The sequence below is a fragment of the Bifidobacterium sp. ESL0764 genome (assembly GCF_029395515.1).
Lineage (GTDB): Bacteria > Actinomycetota > Actinomycetes > Actinomycetales > Bifidobacteriaceae > Bifidobacterium.
The window spans coordinates 720,526-739,585 of sequence record NZ_CP113919.1 but is presented as its reverse complement, the minus strand read 5'-3'; the positions used below and the strand labels follow the sequence as shown (position 1 = coordinate 739,585).

Sequence of the window (19,060 nt, the reverse complement as noted above, 5' to 3'; positions counted from 1 at the left end):
ACTGTATCTCGAATCAGAGTACAGAGATAATCACAAAAATAAGCAGGAAAATGTGATTTTCTCAGCATACGCAATTCGGCAATCACAGGATGTCAGCCGCACTTCCCCATCTAGCCTGCATCGAATTCGGCAGCCTATTTGATGATCGGACGAAGCGGGGCGGAGACGTCGACCTGATGCTTGTCGCCGATCTTGGTCGGATCGTTGATGATCTTGTCGACCACGGCTTTTTTGAGTTTCATATCAGAGGCATCGCCCCAAATGATGACGCGGTCGCCGCCGTTGAGCTCGGTGGTGACGGAATCCTGCGTTTTGGCCGTCACCTTGGTAATCGACCCGCGCATATTGCCGTCAAGAAGATCCAGCACTTTCAAGGCCTGCTGAACGGAACGGTTGCGAAGACCGGCTCTTACATCGTTCACTTCGATGACCGGAATGCCCTTGGTCGACGCCTTGCCGACCTTGTTGAGCACCCGGCTGTAACCGTCGACGGCGGTCTCACTGCCATCAGGCGTCTTCAGCATCGCTGCAGGCTCCTGCGCGACGATAGTCACCTTCATCGCTTGCGGATATTGTTTCTCGACCTTTGCCATAGAAACGCCCGGAATATCTTTGAGCTCATCTTCGACATCGCCGGATGAGACCAACAACAAGGACTTGCCGGCCTGCTTGTCGGCGATGGAAACGACTTTGGCCTTGCCGACCCATTGATTTTCGCCGGACACCGAAATCTGACGAGCATCGAGCAGAAAGACCGGCGAAAAGAAGAGCAACCAGCAAAGAGCCGCCAAAAGAGCCACAATCGCAAGGGAGACCAAGACCTTGGTCGCTGTCTTGAACGCGTGGACACGCCGACGTTCCTTCACCCGGGCGTTGAAATCGATGACCTTGGGACGAGCCGCGACTCCCAACGCCCCGGTCGTCTGGTTCAATGTCTGCCCTACCAAATCCTCGTTTTTCAGCGCTCTGGCATCGATGAAACCACCGGGTGTGCTTTTGGTGACGGCACTGGCCGAGGATGCCGAACGCGGCGAGCGGACGGATTGCGAAGCCTCATCGGCATCCGTCAGTGGCTCATCGATTCCATATTTCGGCCTGGCAGATAGGCGACGACGGAAAAAACCGACCGACTTTTTGCCGGTGGACGTTGGCTTGTCAGAGACTTCGGCGGATTCGTTCCGGTCTGACACCGTTTTCGAGACAGCGACCCTACGTTTTCTGCGGTGCGCATCAACGGTTCCACTATCGCCGACTGATGTGCCGGATACCACTGAACGAGCCTGACGCGACGAATCCTCCTTCGTACTCTTACGTGACGGGCGAGGATTGCCTTGCGCATTGTCGCCAAAGCGAAAATCCGAATGTTCGGTTTTTCTGCGTCTTCCGGTGCGCACGCCGAAATCATTGACCGCTCCCTCATCGCCGGAAGCCGGCGACCCGTCGGCGGAAGAAGAAAAAGCCCTTCTCCCACGACTGCGCGAACCGCCCTCGCTTCCACGCCCGCTGGCTACACGACGGCCGACCATCAGTGCGACTCCTGCGCACGTGCCTTGAGCATTTCCAGCATGGCAGCATCCATCGCAGTGACGTCCCCGGCCCCGACGGTAATCAGGACATCGCCGGGATTCGAGTGACGCACCAACGTTTCGGCACCGCCTTGCAGATCTTGCGAAGCGAGAATCCACCTTTGCGGGGGGTCATGGCGCAAACCGGCAGCGGCATCGACAATGACCTGCGAGGTGATGCCAGGGAAATCCTCCTGACGTTCGCGTGCCGGGAAGATCGGCGCTACGACGACATCGTCGGCCTTGGCCAGCGCGGCGGCGAACCGTTCGACAAAGAACTTGGTACGGCTGAACAGATGCGGCTGGAAAAGCACACGGATGGCACAATCCGGGTAGCGCCGGCGCGCGGCATCGAGCAGCGCGGCGATTTCCGTGGGATGGTGGGCGTAGTCGTCGACGACCGTCACTCCGTCAACGACGCCGTTGACCTCGAAACGTCGAGAGGCCCCTCTGAACGTTGCGGCAGTGCGAGCCGCGAGCGCCGGGTCCATGCCCAGCAGCGTGGCGACGATGATGGCCGCGGTGGCGTTGCGGGCGTTGTGGATGCCGGGAATACGCAGGGCGACGGGTACACGACGTTCCTGCTCGACCCCGGCGAAACCGGCGGGCAGCTCAATGGTGAAACGTTCCGTGCCCGCTCCTGCGCTTTCCTGCTCGGAAAGGATATGAACGAGTTGTGGACGGGCGAGGGCACTTGAGACCGCAACAGCAGCTTGGACCGTGTTGTCAGCCAAATCCTCAGCCTTCGCGCCCGATCCGGCGTGGCGAGCACCATCAAAGCTATCAATGTCCTGTACGTCAATGATCTCGTCGATATCGTTGACGGTCCTGGTCGTATAGCAAATCGTCCTGGCCGCCACCTCGGCCGGCAGAGCACGCACGATGGCCTGCGCGCCTTCGTCGTCGATGGACATGACGACGTATCCCTTGGCGTGGCGGGCATATTCGACGAATGCGCGCTGGTAGTGCTCGGCGTCGCCATAATGGTCGAGGTGGTCGGCTTCGGCGTTGGTGATCAGCGCGAACTGCGGCCGGTATTTCTCGAAGCTGCCGTCGGATTCGTCGGCCTCGGCCACCAGAACGTCACCGCCGCCGGCATGTCCGCCGTCGATGGCGACACCGTCAGGACCTTGGATGGAACCGCCGATGGCATAGCTCGGGTCGGCCAATGTGACGGCCTGCGCACCGGCCTGTGCATTGGCATCACTATCGGCCTCGGCACCTGCATTGACGAGGATATGGGAAATCAAGGAGCTGGTGGTCGTCTTGCCGTGCGCCCCGGCGACGCTCACCGCGCATTTGCTGGCCATGAGCAACGCGAGGATGTCGCTACGATGCACAATATGCGCCCCGGCAAGGGCCGCGGCTACGATTTCCGGGTTATCGGGCTTGATGGCGCTGGAATAGACGACGGTATGCGCACCCTTCACGTTTTCGGCGCGTTGGCCAATATAGACCTTGATGCCAAGAGCTGTCAGCCGATCGGTTTTGGCATTGGCTTGCCGGTCGGAGCCGGAGACCTCGACGCCTTCTTCATTGAGCATCTCGGCGAGCACGCTCATCCCGGCCCCGCCGACGCCGATGAAATGGGTGGGCCCCAGCGTCGCCAACGTGTCGGACGAGCCGAACGCTGCCCGCGTCGGGTCAAGCAGGATGGGTTCAGAGCCGATAGTTGAGTGCACGATACGCTCCTTGGACACTACGTTTGACAAAGAAAAACATCACTAATGCCGTTATACACCGGTCACATGCCTTGGTCGGCATCCGAGCGGCAAACCCACGCAGACTGCTTGCAATTGCCGTGTCATTGCGGCAAAAACACGCCGACAGTACACGCATCAACTCGCCTTCGTGCTAGAAAACGGCACATAACAATCACCGAAATGCCGTCTGCCAGCAGCAAACAGCATTCATGCAGGAAAACAGCACATCACAGCGATCCAGATGCCGATTACCAGCAGCTAATCATATTCATGCTGGAAAACCGCATTCAAAAGCTGCCAAGATGCCGTTTAACCGCACTTTCGGCGAGACTTCGGGTGTAATCGGCTGAGGATTGGATGATTAACGGTTGCGGCCTGCGTAGTCGAGGACGATGCCGGCCATGGTTTCGGCGGCGTCGCGGATGCCGTAATCGTACGCCTTGCGGCCCATGGACTGCAGCCGTTCACGTTCGGCGATCAGGGACGGCACGTGCTCGCGCACCCAGGAAGACGTGAAATCACCATCGGCGACCATCAACCCACCGCCGGCGTCGACCACCGGCTGTGCATTGAAGCGCTGTTCGCCGTTGCCGATCGGCAGCGGCACGTAGACCGCGGGCATGCCGATGGCGGCCAGTTCACTCGTCGTTCCGGCGCCTGCACGGCAGATCACCAGATCGGCCGCGGCAAATGCCAGGTCGATTCGTTCCAGATATTGCGCCATATGGTAGTCGCCACGCCCAGCATGGGCCGGGTCCAGGTCGGTGAGCGCCTGCTCCCCTACAGTCGCTTTCACACGCTGACCCACCTCAGCGCTTTTGTTGCGCCCGGTAAGGTGGATGACCTGGGTGACCTTCAACAAATCCGCCGCAGCACCGCTGACGGCCTCATTAAGGCTTACCGCGCCCAGCGATCCACCGGTAACTACCACCAGCGGACGGGTCGGGTCGATGCCGAGTTGCGCGGCGGCGAGCTTTCGCGTGCGTTGCCTGTCATCGCCCAGCTTTTGGCACAATTCCGCCATCACCGGACGCAACGGAAGCCCGACACGACGAATCTCGGTGTTTCCATGCGCTTTCAGACCGGCGTTTTCGTAAGCAGTACCGATGAAATCCGCCCAGCGGGCACCCAGTTTGTTGGCCATGCCGGCACTGGCATTCTGTTCGTGGATCACGATGGGCAAGCCCATGGAATGCGCGACCGAGTAGACGGGGGCCGAAACGTAACCGCCGAAACCGACCACCACATCGGCCTTGCGCGCCTCGAGGATGGAACGGACCTTCTTCTGTTCCCTCCTCCAACGTCCGGGGAAACGCAGCGCCTGCATATCGAGACGGCGCGGGAATGGAACCTTGGCGATGGTGTCGAGCTCGAAGCCTGCCTGTGGCACCAGGTCACGCTCAAGGCCGACGTCGGTGCCGATAACGCTGATGGCGGCCTGCGGGTCGTCGCGTTTGATGGCGGACGCCACGCTCAATAGCGGGTTGACATGCCCCGCCGTGCCGCCTCCGGCCAATACTATATGCTTCATCTTCCCTTTTCCTTGGCTTGTATCCATGGTGTTTCGCCGATATCCTCCGAACCGGTCACACGCGCGACGCGGCGATGCCGGCTTGAATCTGAGGTTGCATCCTCATCATACTGGTGGCCACGCCTGCGGCGAACAGACACATCACCAGGCTCGACCCACCTGCAGAGACAAACGGCAGGGGAACGCCCATCACCGGCAGCAGACCGATGACGACCATGATGTTGACCAGCGCCTGGCCCACGATCCAGATGGCGATGCAGATCAGCACCCGCGAGGCGTACTTGTCCGGGGTCTGCAAGGCGATGACGAACATGCACCAACCGAGGATGGCGAAAAGAATGACCACGGCCGCGGCACCGACGAACCCGGTTTCCTCGCCGATAATGGCGAAGATGAAGTCGTTGTGCGCTTCAGGCAGGTAATTCCACTTCTCGCGGGAATTGCCGATACCGACCCCGAAAAAGCCTCCGGAGGCCATGGCGTATTTGGCATGCACCGATTGGTAGCACTCCCCCTGCAACGCCGAAGCCGGGCACGGCCGGTAAGCGGATGTGATACGGAGCATACGGTTCGGACTGGTCACCACGAACAGCACGACCAGAACCACCAGGACGAGGCCGGCTCCGATCAGCCATTTCGTCGGGAACCCGCCGACCAGCATCGCCGTGACCCCGATGATCACCAGAATCATCGCCGTGCCGAGATCGCCTCCGAGCATCACCGCACCAAGGCAGGCCAGAAAGATGAATATCATGGGCAGATAGGCTTTTACCCCTTCAAACCTGTGGTGTTTTACGGCCGAAGCCACCGCCCATGGCATCCACACGCACAGCGCGAGTTTCATGACCTCCGCCGGCTGCATGGTGAACTTGTTGGGGATGCCGATCCACCCTTTGTTGCCATTGACCTCGACACCGAGCGGCGTCACCGTCAACAGCTGGAGGAAAATCGAGAAAACCACAAACGCGAACGAACATTTCCGATAACTGCTCGCATGCGGCCGCATCGCCAAGGCGCAGACGGCGAAGCCGAACAGGCAGTAGGCTCCCTGCATCATCGCCTGTTTCCATGGCGAAGCCCCTCTGGCAATCATCGTCACCGAAGAGGCGGAAAAAACCATGACGACGCCGAAGCAGGTCAGAGCGATGACGGCGATGCGAAAACCGTAGTAGCACCACAACGGGTTCATCAGCGCATGGATGCCGCTATAGTCGTCAACGGCAAGCACGTCAGACGTATCCGCTTGCTCGGGCTCATCGGCAGCACTTCTGCCTTTGTCCAAGCGAAATAACAAATCGGCCAGCGACGGAGAATGCCGCTTGCCCTCGGTTTCGCGCCGCCCGATCCCCGACACGGCATTGCGGCCGGTGCGAGCCCTTTTTCTTGCCGTCTTGCCCGACTTGCGTTCTTCGGTTTCGTATACGCGTCTAGCCATGCTTTTGCATCCAGTCATGGGCGGCATCGGCGAATTGCGAACCACGGTCGGCGTAGGAGACGAACTGGTCCATCGAGGCGCAGGCCGGTGCCATCAGCACCACATCACCGCTTTGTGCGTAGGCTCCCGCAGCCTCGACCGCACGGGCCATGACGCTAGCCTGTTCGTTGGGATCGATAAGTGTCAACGGGATATCCGGCGCGCTGGCGGCGAACGCGTCAAGCATCGGCTTCTGGTCGACGCCGATGATGACCGCGGCTTTGATCGTCTTGGCCTGATCGGCTACGAGGTCTTCGAAATGGCCGCCTTTTGCCAATCCCCCGGCGATCCAGACCACGGATTTGGGCTTGTAGCTGGAAAGCGAGGCATGGGCTGCGTGGGCGTTCGTGGCTTTCGAATCGTCGACGAAACGCACCGTTCCGCCGTCCTTCACATGTGCGGTGGCGACGGTCTGGATGCGGTGTCCACCGGGAGCGAAGGCACGCAGGGCGTCGAGGCAATGGCCCGGGTCGGCGCCCAGGCCCATCGCCAGAGCGAGAGCGGTGATGGCGTCGGCGAGCAGATGCGGGTATACGGTGCCGTCAGGTTCACACAGGTGGGAGAATTCAGTTACCTTGGCCAGCGCGTTCATATCGCCCTCAGGCGCTCCGGCCAGGCCGCTGGCATCGACGATCCAACCGTCGACAACGCCGATCTGGCCGGGTTTCGGGCCATGTTGGGTGAAACCGATCTTCCGGCATTCCGGCCCGGTCTGGGCAGCCTCGGCCAAGGCCGTGACACGTTCGTCGTCGGCGTTGAAGACCACGACACGTTGGGCAGCGTGGAAGACCTTCGACTTGTCGGCCGCGTAATTGGCCATGCCGCCATGCCAGTCGAGATGATCGGCGGCGATATTGGTGATGGCCGCGCAGTCCAGTGCCAAAGAATCGGTGAAATGCATCTGGAAGCTCGACAGTTCCACGCACAGGGCATCATGTTTCGGGTCGCTCGCAGCCAGGCTGACGGACTTGCCGATATTGCCCACGGCCGGGGCGTCCAAGCCGCAGCCGGTGAGCATCGCGGAGACCATCTGCGTGGTGGAGGTCTTGCCGTTGGTGCCGGTGATGCCGATCCATGGGGCGGGCGTATGCGTCTGGGAATGCTCGGCCGGGACCCGCAGGCCCCACGCCAGTTCCACCTCGCTGATCACCGGAATATGACGGCTCTGGGCCTCAAGAATGAACGGCGTACGCGGAGCAAAAACCGGGGAGGCGACCACGATATCGACATCATTCCAATCGATTTCGTCGAAGGAATGCAGATCGGCTTCGGGCTTCTTCTCATCCACGCTCACCACACGACCCGCACGGCCCTGCAACGCCTCTACCGCCCCTCGACCGGAAACCCCGAGACCGGCCACCAACACGGTTTTGCCGTTCACATCGAGCTGCGATGACCCGTTTGCCGCACCACCACGATGTACCGACGAGAACCCGGAATCCTCAGTTGCCTGCATCTCAATTTCCTTCCTTCAAGCTTGTCCGCCAACGCTGTATCCGTGTATCGCCTCTAGAGCAGCAATCCGGTGCGCGACGCCCAATCGGCATAGAAAACCATGAGACCGATCAGCACGAACATGAATTCGATCATCCAGAAGCGCACGACGACCTTCTGCTCGCTCCAGCCCATCAGCTCGAAATGATGGTGGATCGGTGCCATTTTGAAGACTCGCCTGTGCGTCAGCTTGAAGCAGCCGACCTGAATGACGTCGCTCATCGCCTCGATGACGTAGAGGCCGCCGATGATCACGGCGAGGAATTCCGTGTGCGTGGCGATGGAAAGCGCGGCGAAAAGCCCGCCCAATGCCAGCGAACCAGTGTCGCCCATGAAGATGGTGGCGGGGTTCGAGTTGTACCAGAGGAATCCGAAGCATGCCACGGCGGCGCAGGCCGCGATGATCGTCAGGTCCAGCGGATCGGAAACCGCATAGGAATAACCCGGTTTCGGACCGCCCTTGACATGATAGCTCTCCCAGAAGGCGATGATGGTGTAGCCGGCCAGGGAGATCATCGACGAACCGGTGGCCAGCCCGTCCAGCCCGTCGGTCAGGTTGACGGCGTTGGTCCATGCGATCATCAGGAAATTGACCCAGATCACAAAGATGACGACGGCGACGATCTTACCAGCGAACTCGAAGCTGAAGAACGGATGCTCGATGAAGCTCATCCCCGCCTGCGCGGAGGGGAATCCGGACTTGGTGGGAAGCAGAAGCGCAAGTACCGCGTAAATGGTCGCGAAGACGAACTGGCCGAAGAATTTTCCGCCGACGCTCAACCCTGTGTTCTGTTTTTTGCGCACTTTGGCGAAATCATCGATGAATCCCAAGCCACCCATCGAAACCATCGCGAACAGCACCAGAACGGCCGACCACGAAACAGCCTGGCCGCCGCTAAGCCCACGGTAGAGAGCCGAAGCGCCCCAACCGAGCAGGACGGCGAAGATGATCACCACACCGCCCATCGTGGCCGTGCCGCGTTTCAACAGATGCGATTGAGGACCGTCCTGACGGATGTACTGGCCGTAGTGCAGCCGGTGCACCACTCTGATCATGACCGGCGTGCCGACCATCGTGACCACGAGCGAGACCACGATGCCGATGATGAGGGAAATCAATGTTTCGGCTCCACTTCTGTACGTTCCTGCTGTTGCATATGCGCCCAACGCTCGGCCAAGGCGGAAAGCCCCGAAACATGCGAGCCTTTGAGCAGCACAACAGTATTGCCGTGCCGGCGGGCAGCCTCGGCGACCAATCGTTCGGCCTGAACTGAACTATGTACCCATTGCACCACGACGGGGGTACGCCCGTGCCTTTCAGCCGTGCCCGCGCCCTCGTTCTCCTGTTCGGCGCCCCGGGCCAACGCCTCGGCCAATCGGTCGAAATGCCGGTCGGTCTCGTTGCCCACGGCGATGATCTCGTCGATATTGAGGCCGGCGGCGTAGGCGCCGATCTGCCGATGCAATTCGAGCTCATCGCTTCCGAGCTCAAGCATGGCCCCCAGCACGGCGATGCGATAGGGTTCCGTGCCTTCTCCGTCTGCGTTTCCCGCCATCTGGCCCGCAGACGCCGCCGAGGCATCCCAGCGTGCAAGCCCGTCAAGCCCCGCCCTCATGGAATCGGGATTGGCATTGAACGAATCATCGATGAGCGTGAACGCGGCATCGCCGAGACCGACGGTGGAAACGGCCATGCGATGCGGGCTGATATGCTTCACACCGCCGAGACCCGAGGCGATATCCGCCAACGGCATGCCGAAATGACGGGCGAGAGTGGCAGCGGCAAGCGCGTTGATGACGTTGTGCGCCCCGCCGATACCAAGATGCACCGGTGCGCTGGAACCCTCGGGCGTCATCAAAGTGAAGCTCGGACGATCCAATGCGTCGACGGTGATGTCGGCGGCGCTCATCCGCCTGGCTTCAGGTTTGGCCTCACCGTTCAATCCGAACCAGAGCACCTTGCCCGGCGCGAATTTTGTCATGTCCGCCACACGCCGGTCGTCGGCGTTCAGGACGGCGATACCGTCCGGGAGCAGGCCCTGTACGATCTCGCTTTTGGCCTGGGCGATGCGTTCGACGGAACCGAATTCCCCCAGATGGGCGACGCCCACTTTCAGGACGACGGCCACGTCCGGAGGCACGATACGGGTCAGATTGGCGATTTCGCCGACATGGTTGGCCCCCATTTCGGCGATGAAAAAGCGGGTGTGTTCCCCGACCTTCAACGCCGTCAAGGGCAGGCCGATGTCATTGTTGAAGGAACCGACCGGAGCCACCGTCTCGCCAATGGTGGAAAGCAGGGAGTCAAGCAGATCCTTCGTAGTCGTCTTGCCGACCGACCCGGTGATGCCGATGACGCTGAACGGCGAATCAAGTTCACGACGACGCACGATATTATGGTGCGCCAAACGCCCCAAAGCCGCGACAGTGTCGTCGACCACGATCTGCGTAATATCGTCGACACCGTTCACAACACGCTCGACCAACGCGGCCACCGCGCCCCTCGCGCCGAGGCCGGCCACGAAATCATGCCCGTCCACACGCTCACCGGCGATCGCGACAAAAATCGATCCTGACTTGATCTGCCTCGAATCGCTATACGTCGAAGTGGCCACAGCCCCATCGGGTACGACGTAACCGGATGGTGCGACGATGCGACCGCTGACCGCTTGTGCAACCTCCTCGATCGTCATCGGCATCATCCCGGACCGGCTCTCCGAAGTCCCCGTCATCTTAGCACTCAACGCAAGCCACCTTTTGTGTTGTATTCTTCAATGTTTCCGCAATGTATTCCGCGATCGGCCCATACACCATAGTCCACCTGCAACCCGGCCTGCAAAGCCATCATTGCATTTCCTTCGAGACACGAAGGGCATTGCGGATGTTGCTGCGCCGCACCCCCGCATCCAGCGCCATGGCAATGGCCAGGGAAAGCCTGCGTTGACCTTGCAAGCCGCCCGTCACCACGGTTTGCCCGACCAGCCAACCGGATTCCTCGGAGCAGGTGACCAGCCGTTTGCGCTCGTCGATGCTGAAGCCATAACGGCTTCGGGCAGATTCGAGCATATCGTCCGATTGGGCTTTATTCAATGGTTCGATGGACCCAAGCACATCGACATTGACGCCTTGCAGGGCTTGAGGACGCAACGTCTCGCTGTCGGCGGAGATCACCATCGCCGCCGCCCCGTCTTCCGAACAGACGGCCAGCGTATGCTGAACGTCGAGGATTGCCAAAGGGTAATCCATTACCAGTTCACGCTCCAAGGAGCTGGAACCGGAGGCGCTGATGATGCCCACAGGATTGCCGAGCATGTGCAGGAAAGCCGCCAGACGCACCACATCGGCCTGAATCTCCTGGTCGTCGTCGCCGCACACCACGAATACCGCCATGGTATTGGCCGGAGTTCCGGCGATGTCGGAAGCCAAAGCTCCCAGGGTTTCGGGGTCGGGATCGGCAAGCAAGGCCGGAACCCCTGCGGATTGCGCCGCCGTGGCAAGCGAGGCCGGCACCATGAGCGCGTACGCGCCACGTGCCGCAGCCAAGGAAAGCGACGATGGGGCATCAACGTTTTTCAGCACGAAAAGGGCCCCGGGTCGAACCGAATCGAGACTATCGGCAATCGAGGTGACCGTGACCCCATCGCAAAACTTCGGTTCGAGTTGAAAACCATAATGATTGGCGATATAGCCCAAGGTCACACGCCGCGAAATCGACTCGCTTACCACGCTCATGCTTCGACCCTTCCCATAGGAAACTTCGGATAGCCGACAACCTCCGCCGCCCAACTCGGTTTAAAACGATTGTCAGCGCTCGCTGCCATTCTCACCACGACACAGGAATAGCATTGTTACGGGGCTGGGAAGTCGGGACCTCGTACTTCTGCATAAGGAATTCACCGATCTGCTTGAAGAGCGCTCCGGCGGTGAGGCCACCGTATACGCCTTGCGGGTTGCGCATCACCACGGTGAGCACGAAGCGCGGGTTGTCGGCGGGAAGGATGCCGGTGAAATCGCTGATGATGCTGTCGAGGGCGCCGCTGGGGCCGGCCACCTGCGCGGTTCCCGACTTGCCGGCAACCCGGTAGCCGGTCACCCCGGTCGTCTTCTCGTATTCCTCGCCCGAGGACTCCATCGCGTTCATCAGCTGCGCGTCCACATTGGCGTCCATGATGCGCGTGCCTTCGTCCATCGGCTGTTTGGTGACATGCCCGTCGGCGTCGATCGTGGAATCGACGACGGAAGGCTTGCGGTAGATGCCCCCGTCGGCGATGGCGGCGATGGCGTTGGTCAGCTGGATGACATTGGTGGCATAGCCCTGTCCGAACAGTATGGTGTCGCGGGTGCGCTTGTCCCATGCGTTGGGGTTGGTCAGGGTTCCGCGAGACTCCCCCGGCAGGTTCAGCCCCGAAGGCTGGCCGATGCCGAATTTGGTGAGCATGTCGTAACGGTCCTGGTCCTTGTAATCGTTGGACGACATCACCATGCCGACGTTCGAGGATTGCTGGAGGATGCCCGCCAAGGTCCAATTGCTCAGGGGGTGCGGGGAGACATCGGTGAAGATCTGGCCGTTTTTGTCAAGCCGGTCGGGCACCTGGAAATGATCGGTCATCTGGTGGATGCCGTGCTGCATCAATCCCGCCATCGAGAAGGTCTTGCCGATCGAACCGGGCTCGAAGGTCTCCGAAACCGCGCGGGAAACACTGAGCTTGGCCTGGTCGCTGCCGGCCTGGATGTCATCGGAATCGTCAAGGGCGATGATCTGGTGGGTGCGCACGTCCTCGACGCAGGCGATGGCCCATTCGGCCTTGTACTGGTTCTTGCCGTCAGTCAGCACTTTCTTGAGGAACCAGTCGACATCGGAATCGAGGCTCAGCTTCACGTCGCTGCCGTTGCTGGCGGATTTGGAATCGGTCAGGGTACCGGGGATTTCAACGCCGTTGTTGCCCTGCTGGTAGATCTTGAACCCGTCACTGCCAGCAAGCGCCGCATCCTCGACGCGTTCCATGCCCGAGACGCCCTTTACCTTGTCGTCGACTCCACCGAGGAAAGCGCCCATCAGCGCACCGTCGGAATAGACGCGGTTCTGCGAAAGCTCGCCGTAGACGATGCCGCCGAGGCCGAGCTTGTCGAGCTTGCGCTTGGCGGCGGGTTCCACGTCCTTTTTCAATACCACATAACGGCCGGAACCGGCGAGTTTGCCTCCCAGCTCCATGGCATCCATGCCCAGTACCGGCGCGACCATCCGTGCCACACGCGCAGCCCCGACCACTCCGATCGTCTTGCCGCCCTGTTTTTTGGGCATCGTGCAGTTGTCGGTGATCTGCGTGCTGCAGATCGGGTCGTATTCCTGTGCGGCCTTCGGATCTCCGATGATGGTGTAGCGCTCCACGCTTTGCGCCAGAACGGCCCCGTTGGCATCAAGTATTTTGCCGCGCATCCCGTGGACGGGCACTTTCAATGTACGTCCCGCCGTGGCGGCCTCGGCCATCTCACGGCCGTTGAGCAACTGAAGATTGGCCAACTGGCCGAAGCACACAATGAATATGAGCGAAAGCACCGTAGCGATCACGGTGCAACGCCGCACGAATTGCTTGCCTTTGGTTTTATTGGCATGTGTTCGCATATCACTGACCCTTACCCGTAGGTTGGTAGCCCTGAAGATCTATCGACAAAGGACCGGACTGAGGCACCATGCCCATTTTCTGGGCCCGGTCTGGAAGACTGGCCTGCAGGCTGTCGAGCTTGGCCTGATCGTCTTCGACATCCTGGTTGAGCTTGCTGATGTTGGCCTGTACCTGGGCCTGTTCAAAGGAATTCTGCACCATTTGGGTGCGCAACGCCAGCGAACCGAGCAACGCGGCGAAAAGGAAAAGAACAGAGATGATGACATGAACCACCGAGACGGTTTTGATACGGCTGAAAATCTGAAAAGCCGTATTTTCGCTTTCCTTTTTCTCCTTGCCTCCGGCGACAACCTGAAGCCTCGGACGGGCGTATGCCGTATGGCCGTCATCGTCACGTCCGGCTGGGGCGACATGGGAACGAATCGATCTGGCTGTTGACGCGCTCATCATCTCCTCCTTTCCCCTGGATTGCCTTGATTGCGTGTGCCTTGGCTGCGCTTGTTCCGGTCATGCCGCAAGTCACGCGCGAATGCAGCGTGCCTGTCAGGAGTATGTACCGGATCTTCCTTGGAGTCCTGAGCGAACCTGATGCGCCAGCGCTCCGGTATTTCCCGGGTCAGTTCCACCCCTCGCAACCGGACGGGGGCGGAACGCGGATTATGCTCGATTTCGGCCTGGTCGGCCTTCAGTGCACCGCGGGTCAGCTCACGGAAGAACGGCTGCGCGTCTGCGGGAACGACCGGCAGATCGACCGGAGCGTCAACGTTAAGCCCCTGGGCCATGAACGTCTTGACCGTACGGTCCTCCAACGAATGGTAGGATTCGACGACCAGCCTGCCGCCGGGGGCCAGCCTGTTGGCTATTTGCGGCAATGTACGGCCGAGCTTGTCGAGTTCGCCGTTGACTTCGATGCGCAAAGCCTGGAAGACGCGCTTGGCGGGGTTGCCCTTTGCACGGTGGGATTTGGGAACGATGCGGTCGACCAACTCATCGAGTTGGCGTGAGGTCTTCAGAGGTTCCTTCTCACGCTGACGAACGATGGCGCGGGCAATCGGTTTGGCGAAGCGTTCCTGCCCATACTCGCGGAAGATCCGGACGAGCTCGTCTTGGGGATATTCGGCCAGAATCTGCGCGGCATCGAAACCCTGGCTGGTATCCATACGCATGTCAAGAGGAGCGTCGTGGGAATAGGAGAACCCGCGGTCGGTCTCGTCGATCTGAAGACTGGAAAGCCCTAGATCCATAAAAGCGGCGTCCACACGCCTCAATCCGAGCTCTTCAAGCACATCGTCGAATTCATCGAATGCTGCGTGAACCGGGATGAACCGGCCCTCAAGGCCCTCTTCCTTCATGCGCAGCGTCGCCATCCCCAACGCTTCTTCATCACGGTCGATGCCGATAAGCCTGGCCTGCGGGGCGGCTTTCAAAAACGCCGTCGCATGACCGGCCAGGCCAAGCGTGCAATCGACCACGACGGCGTCGGGGTGGTCGAGAGCAGGTACCACCAGCCGGACGCAATCGTCAAGCAGAACCGGGGTATGGATGTTTGTCAAATCAGTCATTACCACTCCACCGCCGGCAATACGTCATCGGCTATGTCGGAATAGCCTTCCTCTTGGTCGGCCAGATAGGCGTCCCAGGATTCCTTGTTCCAGATTTCGGCGCGGGTACCGACGCCGATCACTACGATCTCGTCGCCCAGACCTGCGTAGGCACGTAAGTTCTGCGGCACCAGCACGCGGCCCTGCTTGTCCGGCTCGCCCTCGACCGCGCCCGACAGGAAGACGCGCAGGTAGCTTCTGGTTGCCTTGTTGCCCATCGAGGCGCGCTGGATACGCGCCGCTATACGCCGGAATTCGGTCTGAGGCAACAGGTAGACACATTTTTCCTGGCCGCGGGCCATCACCATGCCCGCACCGAGTTGCGCTCGCATTTTGGCCGGTAAGGCCATACGTCCCTTTTGATCGATTTTCGGGGTGTACGTGCCGAGCAACAAAGGCTCACTCTGAGCAGCTGGCATCATGGTGCCGTTGGCTGCGCTCGCCTTCTGCATCGGTAGATCACCGGAATCGACAGGCGGGCAACCGGCGCCGACACCTCCGGGGGAGGAGACGGGCTTCGAAGAATCAGGAGACGACCCGCCGATGATGGGGTTTTTGTCTTGTCCCGTCATCTCGCCTCCTTCTTACTACATGCCGGCAATATCGCTAAGTCTTACAACTAGTTCACCACTTTACCCCACTTATCACCATTCTTCCCCACAAAAACGCAAAAAACTTGTTTTTTCTTCAAAAAAATCCGTTTTACGTCAAATTTTTGATTCTTGCCTATCTCAAAAAAAATGTTTTCCATCATTTAGAGACAGATGCATGGAGACACCACCAAGAGCCAACGCCCGAATCAACCATCCAGAGCAACGGCAACCCATCCTCCGGGCGCAGCAACGACAATCCCGTCGCGCAGACGTCATTTTCCAAGAGCACAATCGGGCCCAAGGAAATAGGGAGCACAGACTAAACTTGTTAATTCGAGTTTTCCAAGCAACAAACGCAACTGAAACCGGCCGGATAAAGGGGAGCCTATACATGTCGAGCTACTCTTCGCAAATCGATGAGGAACAGCACGCGGTGGATCGCGCGTACGAACGGTTGGACTCGCTAAGAAGCCAGACCCGTTCACGCCTCGACACAGTCCGCGCCGCCGGTGCCCACGGCTCCCCCACCATGCGCACCGAACGGGACTCGTTCGCCACCATGTATGAGGACCGGCTCACCCAGCTGCGCGGCGTCGAAGACAGGTTGGTCTTTGGCCGCATCGACAGCGACAAAGGAGAGAAACGCTACATCGGGCGTATGGGGCTTTCCAGCGCCAGCCACGAACCGATCCTGACCGATTGGAGGGCCGAGGCGGCCCGACCGTTCTACGAGGCAACGCCTTCGCATCATGGCGATATCGTCATGCGCCGGCATATCACATTGAATTTTCGCAAGGTGGTCGGCATCGAGGACGAAGTGCTTGACGTCAACTCCGGTCAGGTCGGCCAGGCCGAACAGGCAGGGACACTGACCGGCGAGGGAGCGTTGATCGCCTCCCTCAATTCCAAGCGCACCGGCAAAATGACCGATATCGTGGCCACCATCCAAGGCGAGCAGGACCGCATCATTCGCGCGCCGATGGACCGTGCCGTCGTGGTACAGGGCGGTCCGGGCACCGGAAAGACCGCGGTCGCATTGCACCGTGCCGCCTATCTGCTCTACACCCATCGTCGCAGGCTCGAACGTTCCGGGGTGCTCGTGGTGGGGCCGAGCTCCGCTTTCCTGCGCTATATCAATCAGGTGCTCCCCTCGTTGGGCGAGACCGGGGTGGTGTCGCGCACCATCGGCGACCTGGTTCCGGGTTTCGACGCCCGCAAACTCGATACGCCTCGTGCCGCACAGCTCAAGGGCGAGGCGCGTATGGCCCATGCCGTCGCCAACGCCGTCGCCGCACGCCAACGCGTCCCGAAAAATCTGCCGACAGCTCGGATCAACGGCATGAATGTGCCCATGCGCAAGTCCGATGTGATGCAGGCGCTGGAAGATGCCAAACGCACCCGTTCGCCCCACAACAAAGCGCGGCAGACCTTTGTGCGCAGCGTTTTGAGCGCGATGCGCAACCGGTACGTCGAGAATCTTGATTACACGCCGGAGCAATCGGAAATCTCCGACGTGGCGATGCAGCTGAAAATGCATGACGAGATTCGCAAAACGCTGAACCTCGCCTGGCTGCCGATGAACGCGCCGTGGCTGATCGACCAGATGTTCGCCAAACCCGCGCAGCTGCGTCGATTCGCCCCATGGCTCGCCGATGCCGACATCGAGGCGCTGACACGTCCGAAGCATTCGCCGCTCACCGTTTCCGACATCCCGCTTCTCGACGAAGCCATGGAACTGCTCGGCCCCGATCCGAAGGTCTCGGCGCGCGTTGCCGCTGCCAAAGCCAAACGCGAGGAAGAAGAGCAGTTCGCTCGCGACACGCTGGCGCAGGCCGGCATCGGCTCGGGCATCGTGACCTCATCCATGCTGGTCGACAACATCAACGGCCTGGACGCCGAAGCCGTGGCGCAGAAAGCCGGCGCAGACCGCGAATGGACATACGGGCATATCGTCATCGACGAAGCCCAGGAGCTCACGGCGATGGACTGGCGGATGCTTATGCGCCGCTGCCCGTCACGCTCGTTCACCATCGTGGGCGACGTGGCACAGACCTCGGCTTTGGGTGGCACCCGACGCTGGGAAAAGACCATGGACCGCCTGTTCGGAGCCGAGGGTTGGGACCTCAAGGAACTGACCATCAACTACCGCAACCCACAGGAAGTCTCGAAGCTGGCGACACATTTCGCGCAAAACGAGGGGCTGTATGTCTCGACCACCAAAGGCGTACGCACCATGGCCGATTCGGTCAAACGCGTGAACATCGGAGACGGAAACGGCTCAGACAACAGGTTGTTGGAGGCAATCGGCGACGAGGCGCTGGATTTGGTCAGGCAGTTCATTGCCGACGACGGCACCGGACGCGTGGCGATCATCGCTCCGGACTCGCTGAGCACCACGATACGCCAAGACCTTTATCGTCGGTTGACCGAACTCAAGGGTCAAACGCTCGCTTCAAAACTGATGGAAATCGACATTCCGAGCAGTCCAGGCAACGCAACCGGCTCGAATCCCGACTTCGACGAATCGCCCAGCGACGCACCGTTGAGTGTTTGCGACACACAGATGATCAAAGGTCTGGAGTACGACGCTGTGATTCTTGTACAACCCGGCGAAATCGCCCAAGACGCCCCGTCAAGGCTCTCCGGCGCCTCCGACCTTTATGTGGCGATGACCCGCCCGACGCAACGTCTCGTCATCGCCCAAACCGAAAACGACAGACGATTGCTCAACATCTAGAGTGCCGAAAATATAACCATGGTCGCCGGTGGCTTGCCTGAACAAACCGCCGACGACAATCAAATTGCCATTGCAGACTTTCCATTACCGATATCAGTGCACATATAGCCACAATCAAAAGCCAGCGAAACCATTGCATTTCAACCGCTTCCGTCGTGCAGAAACCCCGATGCAACGCCTTATTTACTGAGAGCCTTATCCTGTTTCAACTCGTCGATGGCCTTCTGGAAATCGGCCAGTCCGTTGAAGTTCTGATATACGCTGGCAAAACGCAGGTAAGCGACTTCATCGAGCTCACGTAACGGCTTCAGGATGGCCTTACCGATGTCTTCGGACTTGACTTGCGCCAATCCTTGACTACGCAGGTCCTCTTCTACCTGCTGCCCCAGCTGCTTCAGCGCATCCTCGTCAATAGGCCTACCCTGACACGCCTTACGGACTCCGTCGATGACTTTCTGACGGTCGAATGGTTCCAAGTTGCCAGAACGCTTCGTAACCAGAAGCATCGTTGTCTCCACCGTTGTGAATCTTCGCCCGCACTCAGGGCATTCGCGTCTGCGTCTGATGGAATGACCGTCTTCGCTGATACGCGTATCAACTACTTTAGTGTCATTATTCTGGCAAAAGGGACAATGCATACTGTCACCCTATCCAGAGGCCGGGAAAACGGTGTGTCTAGACAATTCGATGCCCTCCGGTACAGTCGCCTGTTCGGTAGGGTGAATAACCGGCCATGGC

Annotated in this window: 14 protein-coding genes; 1 reads left to right on the top strand and 13 read right to left on the bottom strand. The window is 59.9% G+C overall.

The window, feature by feature from the left end; translation table 11 throughout:
- Positions 1–134: 134 nt before the first annotated feature.
- From OZX71_RS02610 to mraZ, 12 genes are all read right to left on the bottom strand, one after another.
- Complete coding sequence (locus OZX71_RS02610; RefSeq protein WP_277160402.1) at positions 135–1,526, bottom strand: FtsQ-type POTRA domain-containing protein; 1,392 nt, start codon at positions 1,524–1,526, stop codon at positions 135–137.
- The gene (locus OZX71_RS02605) at positions 1,526–3,247 is read right to left on the bottom strand and encodes a Mur ligase domain-containing protein (protein WP_277160401.1); all 1,722 of its coding nucleotides are present in this window, start codon (positions 3,245–3,247) and stop codon (positions 1,526–1,528) included. The genes OZX71_RS02610 and OZX71_RS02605 overlap by 1 nt, the downstream gene beginning before the upstream one ends.
- Positions 3,248–3,629: 382 nt before the next feature.
- Complete coding sequence (locus OZX71_RS02600) at positions 3,630–4,799, bottom strand: UDP-N-acetylglucosamine--N-acetylmuramyl-(pentapeptide) pyrophosphoryl-undecaprenol N-acetylglucosamine transferase (RefSeq protein WP_277145522.1); 1,170 nt, start codon at positions 4,797–4,799, stop codon at positions 3,630–3,632.
- Positions 4,800–4,854: 55 nt separating this feature from the next.
- Positions 4,855–6,234, bottom strand: coding sequence for a putative peptidoglycan glycosyltransferase FtsW (locus tag OZX71_RS02595; RefSeq protein ID WP_277145523.1), 1,380 nt, complete (start codon positions 6,232–6,234; stop codon positions 4,855–4,857).
- Complete coding sequence (murD, locus tag OZX71_RS02590) at positions 6,227–7,639, bottom strand: UDP-N-acetylmuramoyl-L-alanine--D-glutamate ligase (RefSeq protein WP_277147405.1); 1,413 nt, start codon at positions 7,637–7,639, stop codon at positions 6,227–6,229. The genes OZX71_RS02595 and murD overlap by 8 nt, the downstream gene beginning before the upstream one ends.
- Positions 7,640–7,782: 143 nt before the next feature.
- Complete coding sequence (gene mraY, locus OZX71_RS02585; RefSeq protein ID WP_277145524.1) at positions 7,783–8,886, bottom strand: phospho-N-acetylmuramoyl-pentapeptide-transferase; 1,104 nt, start codon at positions 8,884–8,886, stop codon at positions 7,783–7,785.
- On the bottom strand, positions 8,883–10,469 hold the full coding sequence (gene murF / locus OZX71_RS02580) for a UDP-N-acetylmuramoyl-tripeptide--D-alanyl-D-alanine ligase (protein WP_277160637.1): 1,587 nt from the start codon (positions 10,467–10,469) through the stop codon (positions 8,883–8,885). Before murF ends, mraY begins: the two co-directional genes overlap by 4 nt.
- Positions 10,470–10,611: 142 nt before the next feature.
- Positions 10,612–11,499, bottom strand: a complete 888-nt coding sequence (locus tag OZX71_RS02575) for a UDP-N-acetylmuramyl peptide synthase (RefSeq protein WP_277160400.1) — start codon at positions 11,497–11,499, stop codon at positions 10,612–10,614.
- Positions 11,500–11,590: 91 nt separating this feature from the next.
- Positions 11,591–13,390, bottom strand: a complete 1,800-nt coding sequence (locus OZX71_RS02570; protein ID WP_277145526.1) for a penicillin-binding protein 2 — start codon at positions 13,388–13,390, stop codon at positions 11,591–11,593.
- Between the two features lies 1 nt (position 13,391).
- Positions 13,392–13,841: a hypothetical protein gene (locus tag OZX71_RS02565; RefSeq protein WP_277160399.1), complete on the bottom strand. Its 450-nt coding sequence runs from the start codon at positions 13,839–13,841 to the stop codon at positions 13,392–13,394.
- On the bottom strand, positions 13,838–14,953 hold the full coding sequence (rsmH, locus tag OZX71_RS02560) for a 16S rRNA (cytosine(1402)-N(4))-methyltransferase RsmH (protein ID WP_277160396.1): 1,116 nt from the start codon (positions 14,951–14,953) through the stop codon (positions 13,838–13,840). The genes OZX71_RS02565 and rsmH overlap by 4 nt, the downstream gene beginning before the upstream one ends.
- Positions 14,953–15,444, bottom strand: a complete 492-nt coding sequence (gene mraZ, locus OZX71_RS02555) for a division/cell wall cluster transcriptional repressor MraZ (protein WP_348519497.1) — start codon at positions 15,442–15,444, stop codon at positions 14,953–14,955. The genes rsmH and mraZ overlap by 1 nt, the downstream gene beginning before the upstream one ends.
- A 532-nt stretch (positions 15,445–15,976) precedes the next feature.
- Here mraZ and OZX71_RS02550 point away from each other — a divergent pair.
- Positions 15,977–18,322 carry an AAA family ATPase gene (locus OZX71_RS02550; RefSeq protein WP_277160395.1) on the top strand — a complete coding sequence of 782 codons (2,346 nt, stop codon included), beginning with the start codon at positions 15,977–15,979 and terminating at the stop codon, positions 18,320–18,322.
- 179 nt (positions 18,323–18,501) lie between these two features.
- On the opposite strand, the gene nrdR is transcribed toward OZX71_RS02550, so the two are convergent.
- Entirely contained in the window at positions 18,502–18,960 is a 459-nt protein-coding gene (gene nrdR / locus OZX71_RS02545; RefSeq protein WP_277145530.1) for a transcriptional regulator NrdR, read from the bottom strand.
- Positions 18,961–19,060: the final 100 nt, after the last annotated feature.

What these genes read in the sequence shown, in the direction of transcription:
- OZX71_RS02610 (WP_277160402.1), bottom strand. Translation starts at nt 1,526, where the DNA reads ATGGTCGGCCGTCGTGTAGCCAGCGGGCGTGGAAGCGAGGGCGGTTCG.
- OZX71_RS02600 (WP_277145522.1), bottom strand. Translation starts at nt 4,799, where the DNA reads ATGAAGCATATAGTATTGGCCGGAGGCGGCACGGCGGGGCATGTCAAC.
- OZX71_RS02595 (WP_277145523.1), bottom strand. Translation starts at nt 6,234, where the DNA reads ATGGCTAGACGCGTATACGAAACCGAAGAACGCAAGTCGGGCAAGACG.
- murF (WP_277160637.1), bottom strand. Translation starts at nt 10,469, where the DNA reads ATGATGCCGATGACGATCGAGGAGGTTGCACAAGCGGTCAGCGGTCGC.
- OZX71_RS02575 (WP_277160400.1), bottom strand. Translation starts at nt 11,499, where the DNA reads ATGAGCGTGGTAAGCGAGTCGATTTCGCGGCGTGTGACCTTGGGCTAT.
- OZX71_RS02570 (WP_277145526.1), bottom strand. Translation starts at nt 13,390, where the DNA reads ATGCGAACACATGCCAATAAAACCAAAGGCAAGCAATTCGTGCGGCGT.
- OZX71_RS02565 (WP_277160399.1), bottom strand. Translation starts at nt 13,841, where the DNA reads ATGATGAGCGCGTCAACAGCCAGATCGATTCGTTCCCATGTCGCCCCA.
- rsmH (WP_277160396.1), bottom strand. Translation starts at nt 14,953, where the DNA reads ATGACTGATTTGACAAACATCCATACCCCGGTTCTGCTTGACGATTGC.
- mraZ (WP_348519497.1), bottom strand. Translation starts at nt 15,444, where the DNA reads ATGCAGAAGGCGAGCGCAGCCAACGGCACCATGATGCCAGCTGCTCAG.
- OZX71_RS02550 (WP_277160395.1), top strand. Translation starts at nt 15,977, where the DNA reads ATGTCGAGCTACTCTTCGCAAATCGATGAGGAACAGCACGCGGTGGAT.
- nrdR (WP_277145530.1), bottom strand. Translation starts at nt 18,960, where the DNA reads ATGCATTGTCCCTTTTGCCAGAATAATGACACTAAAGTAGTTGATACG.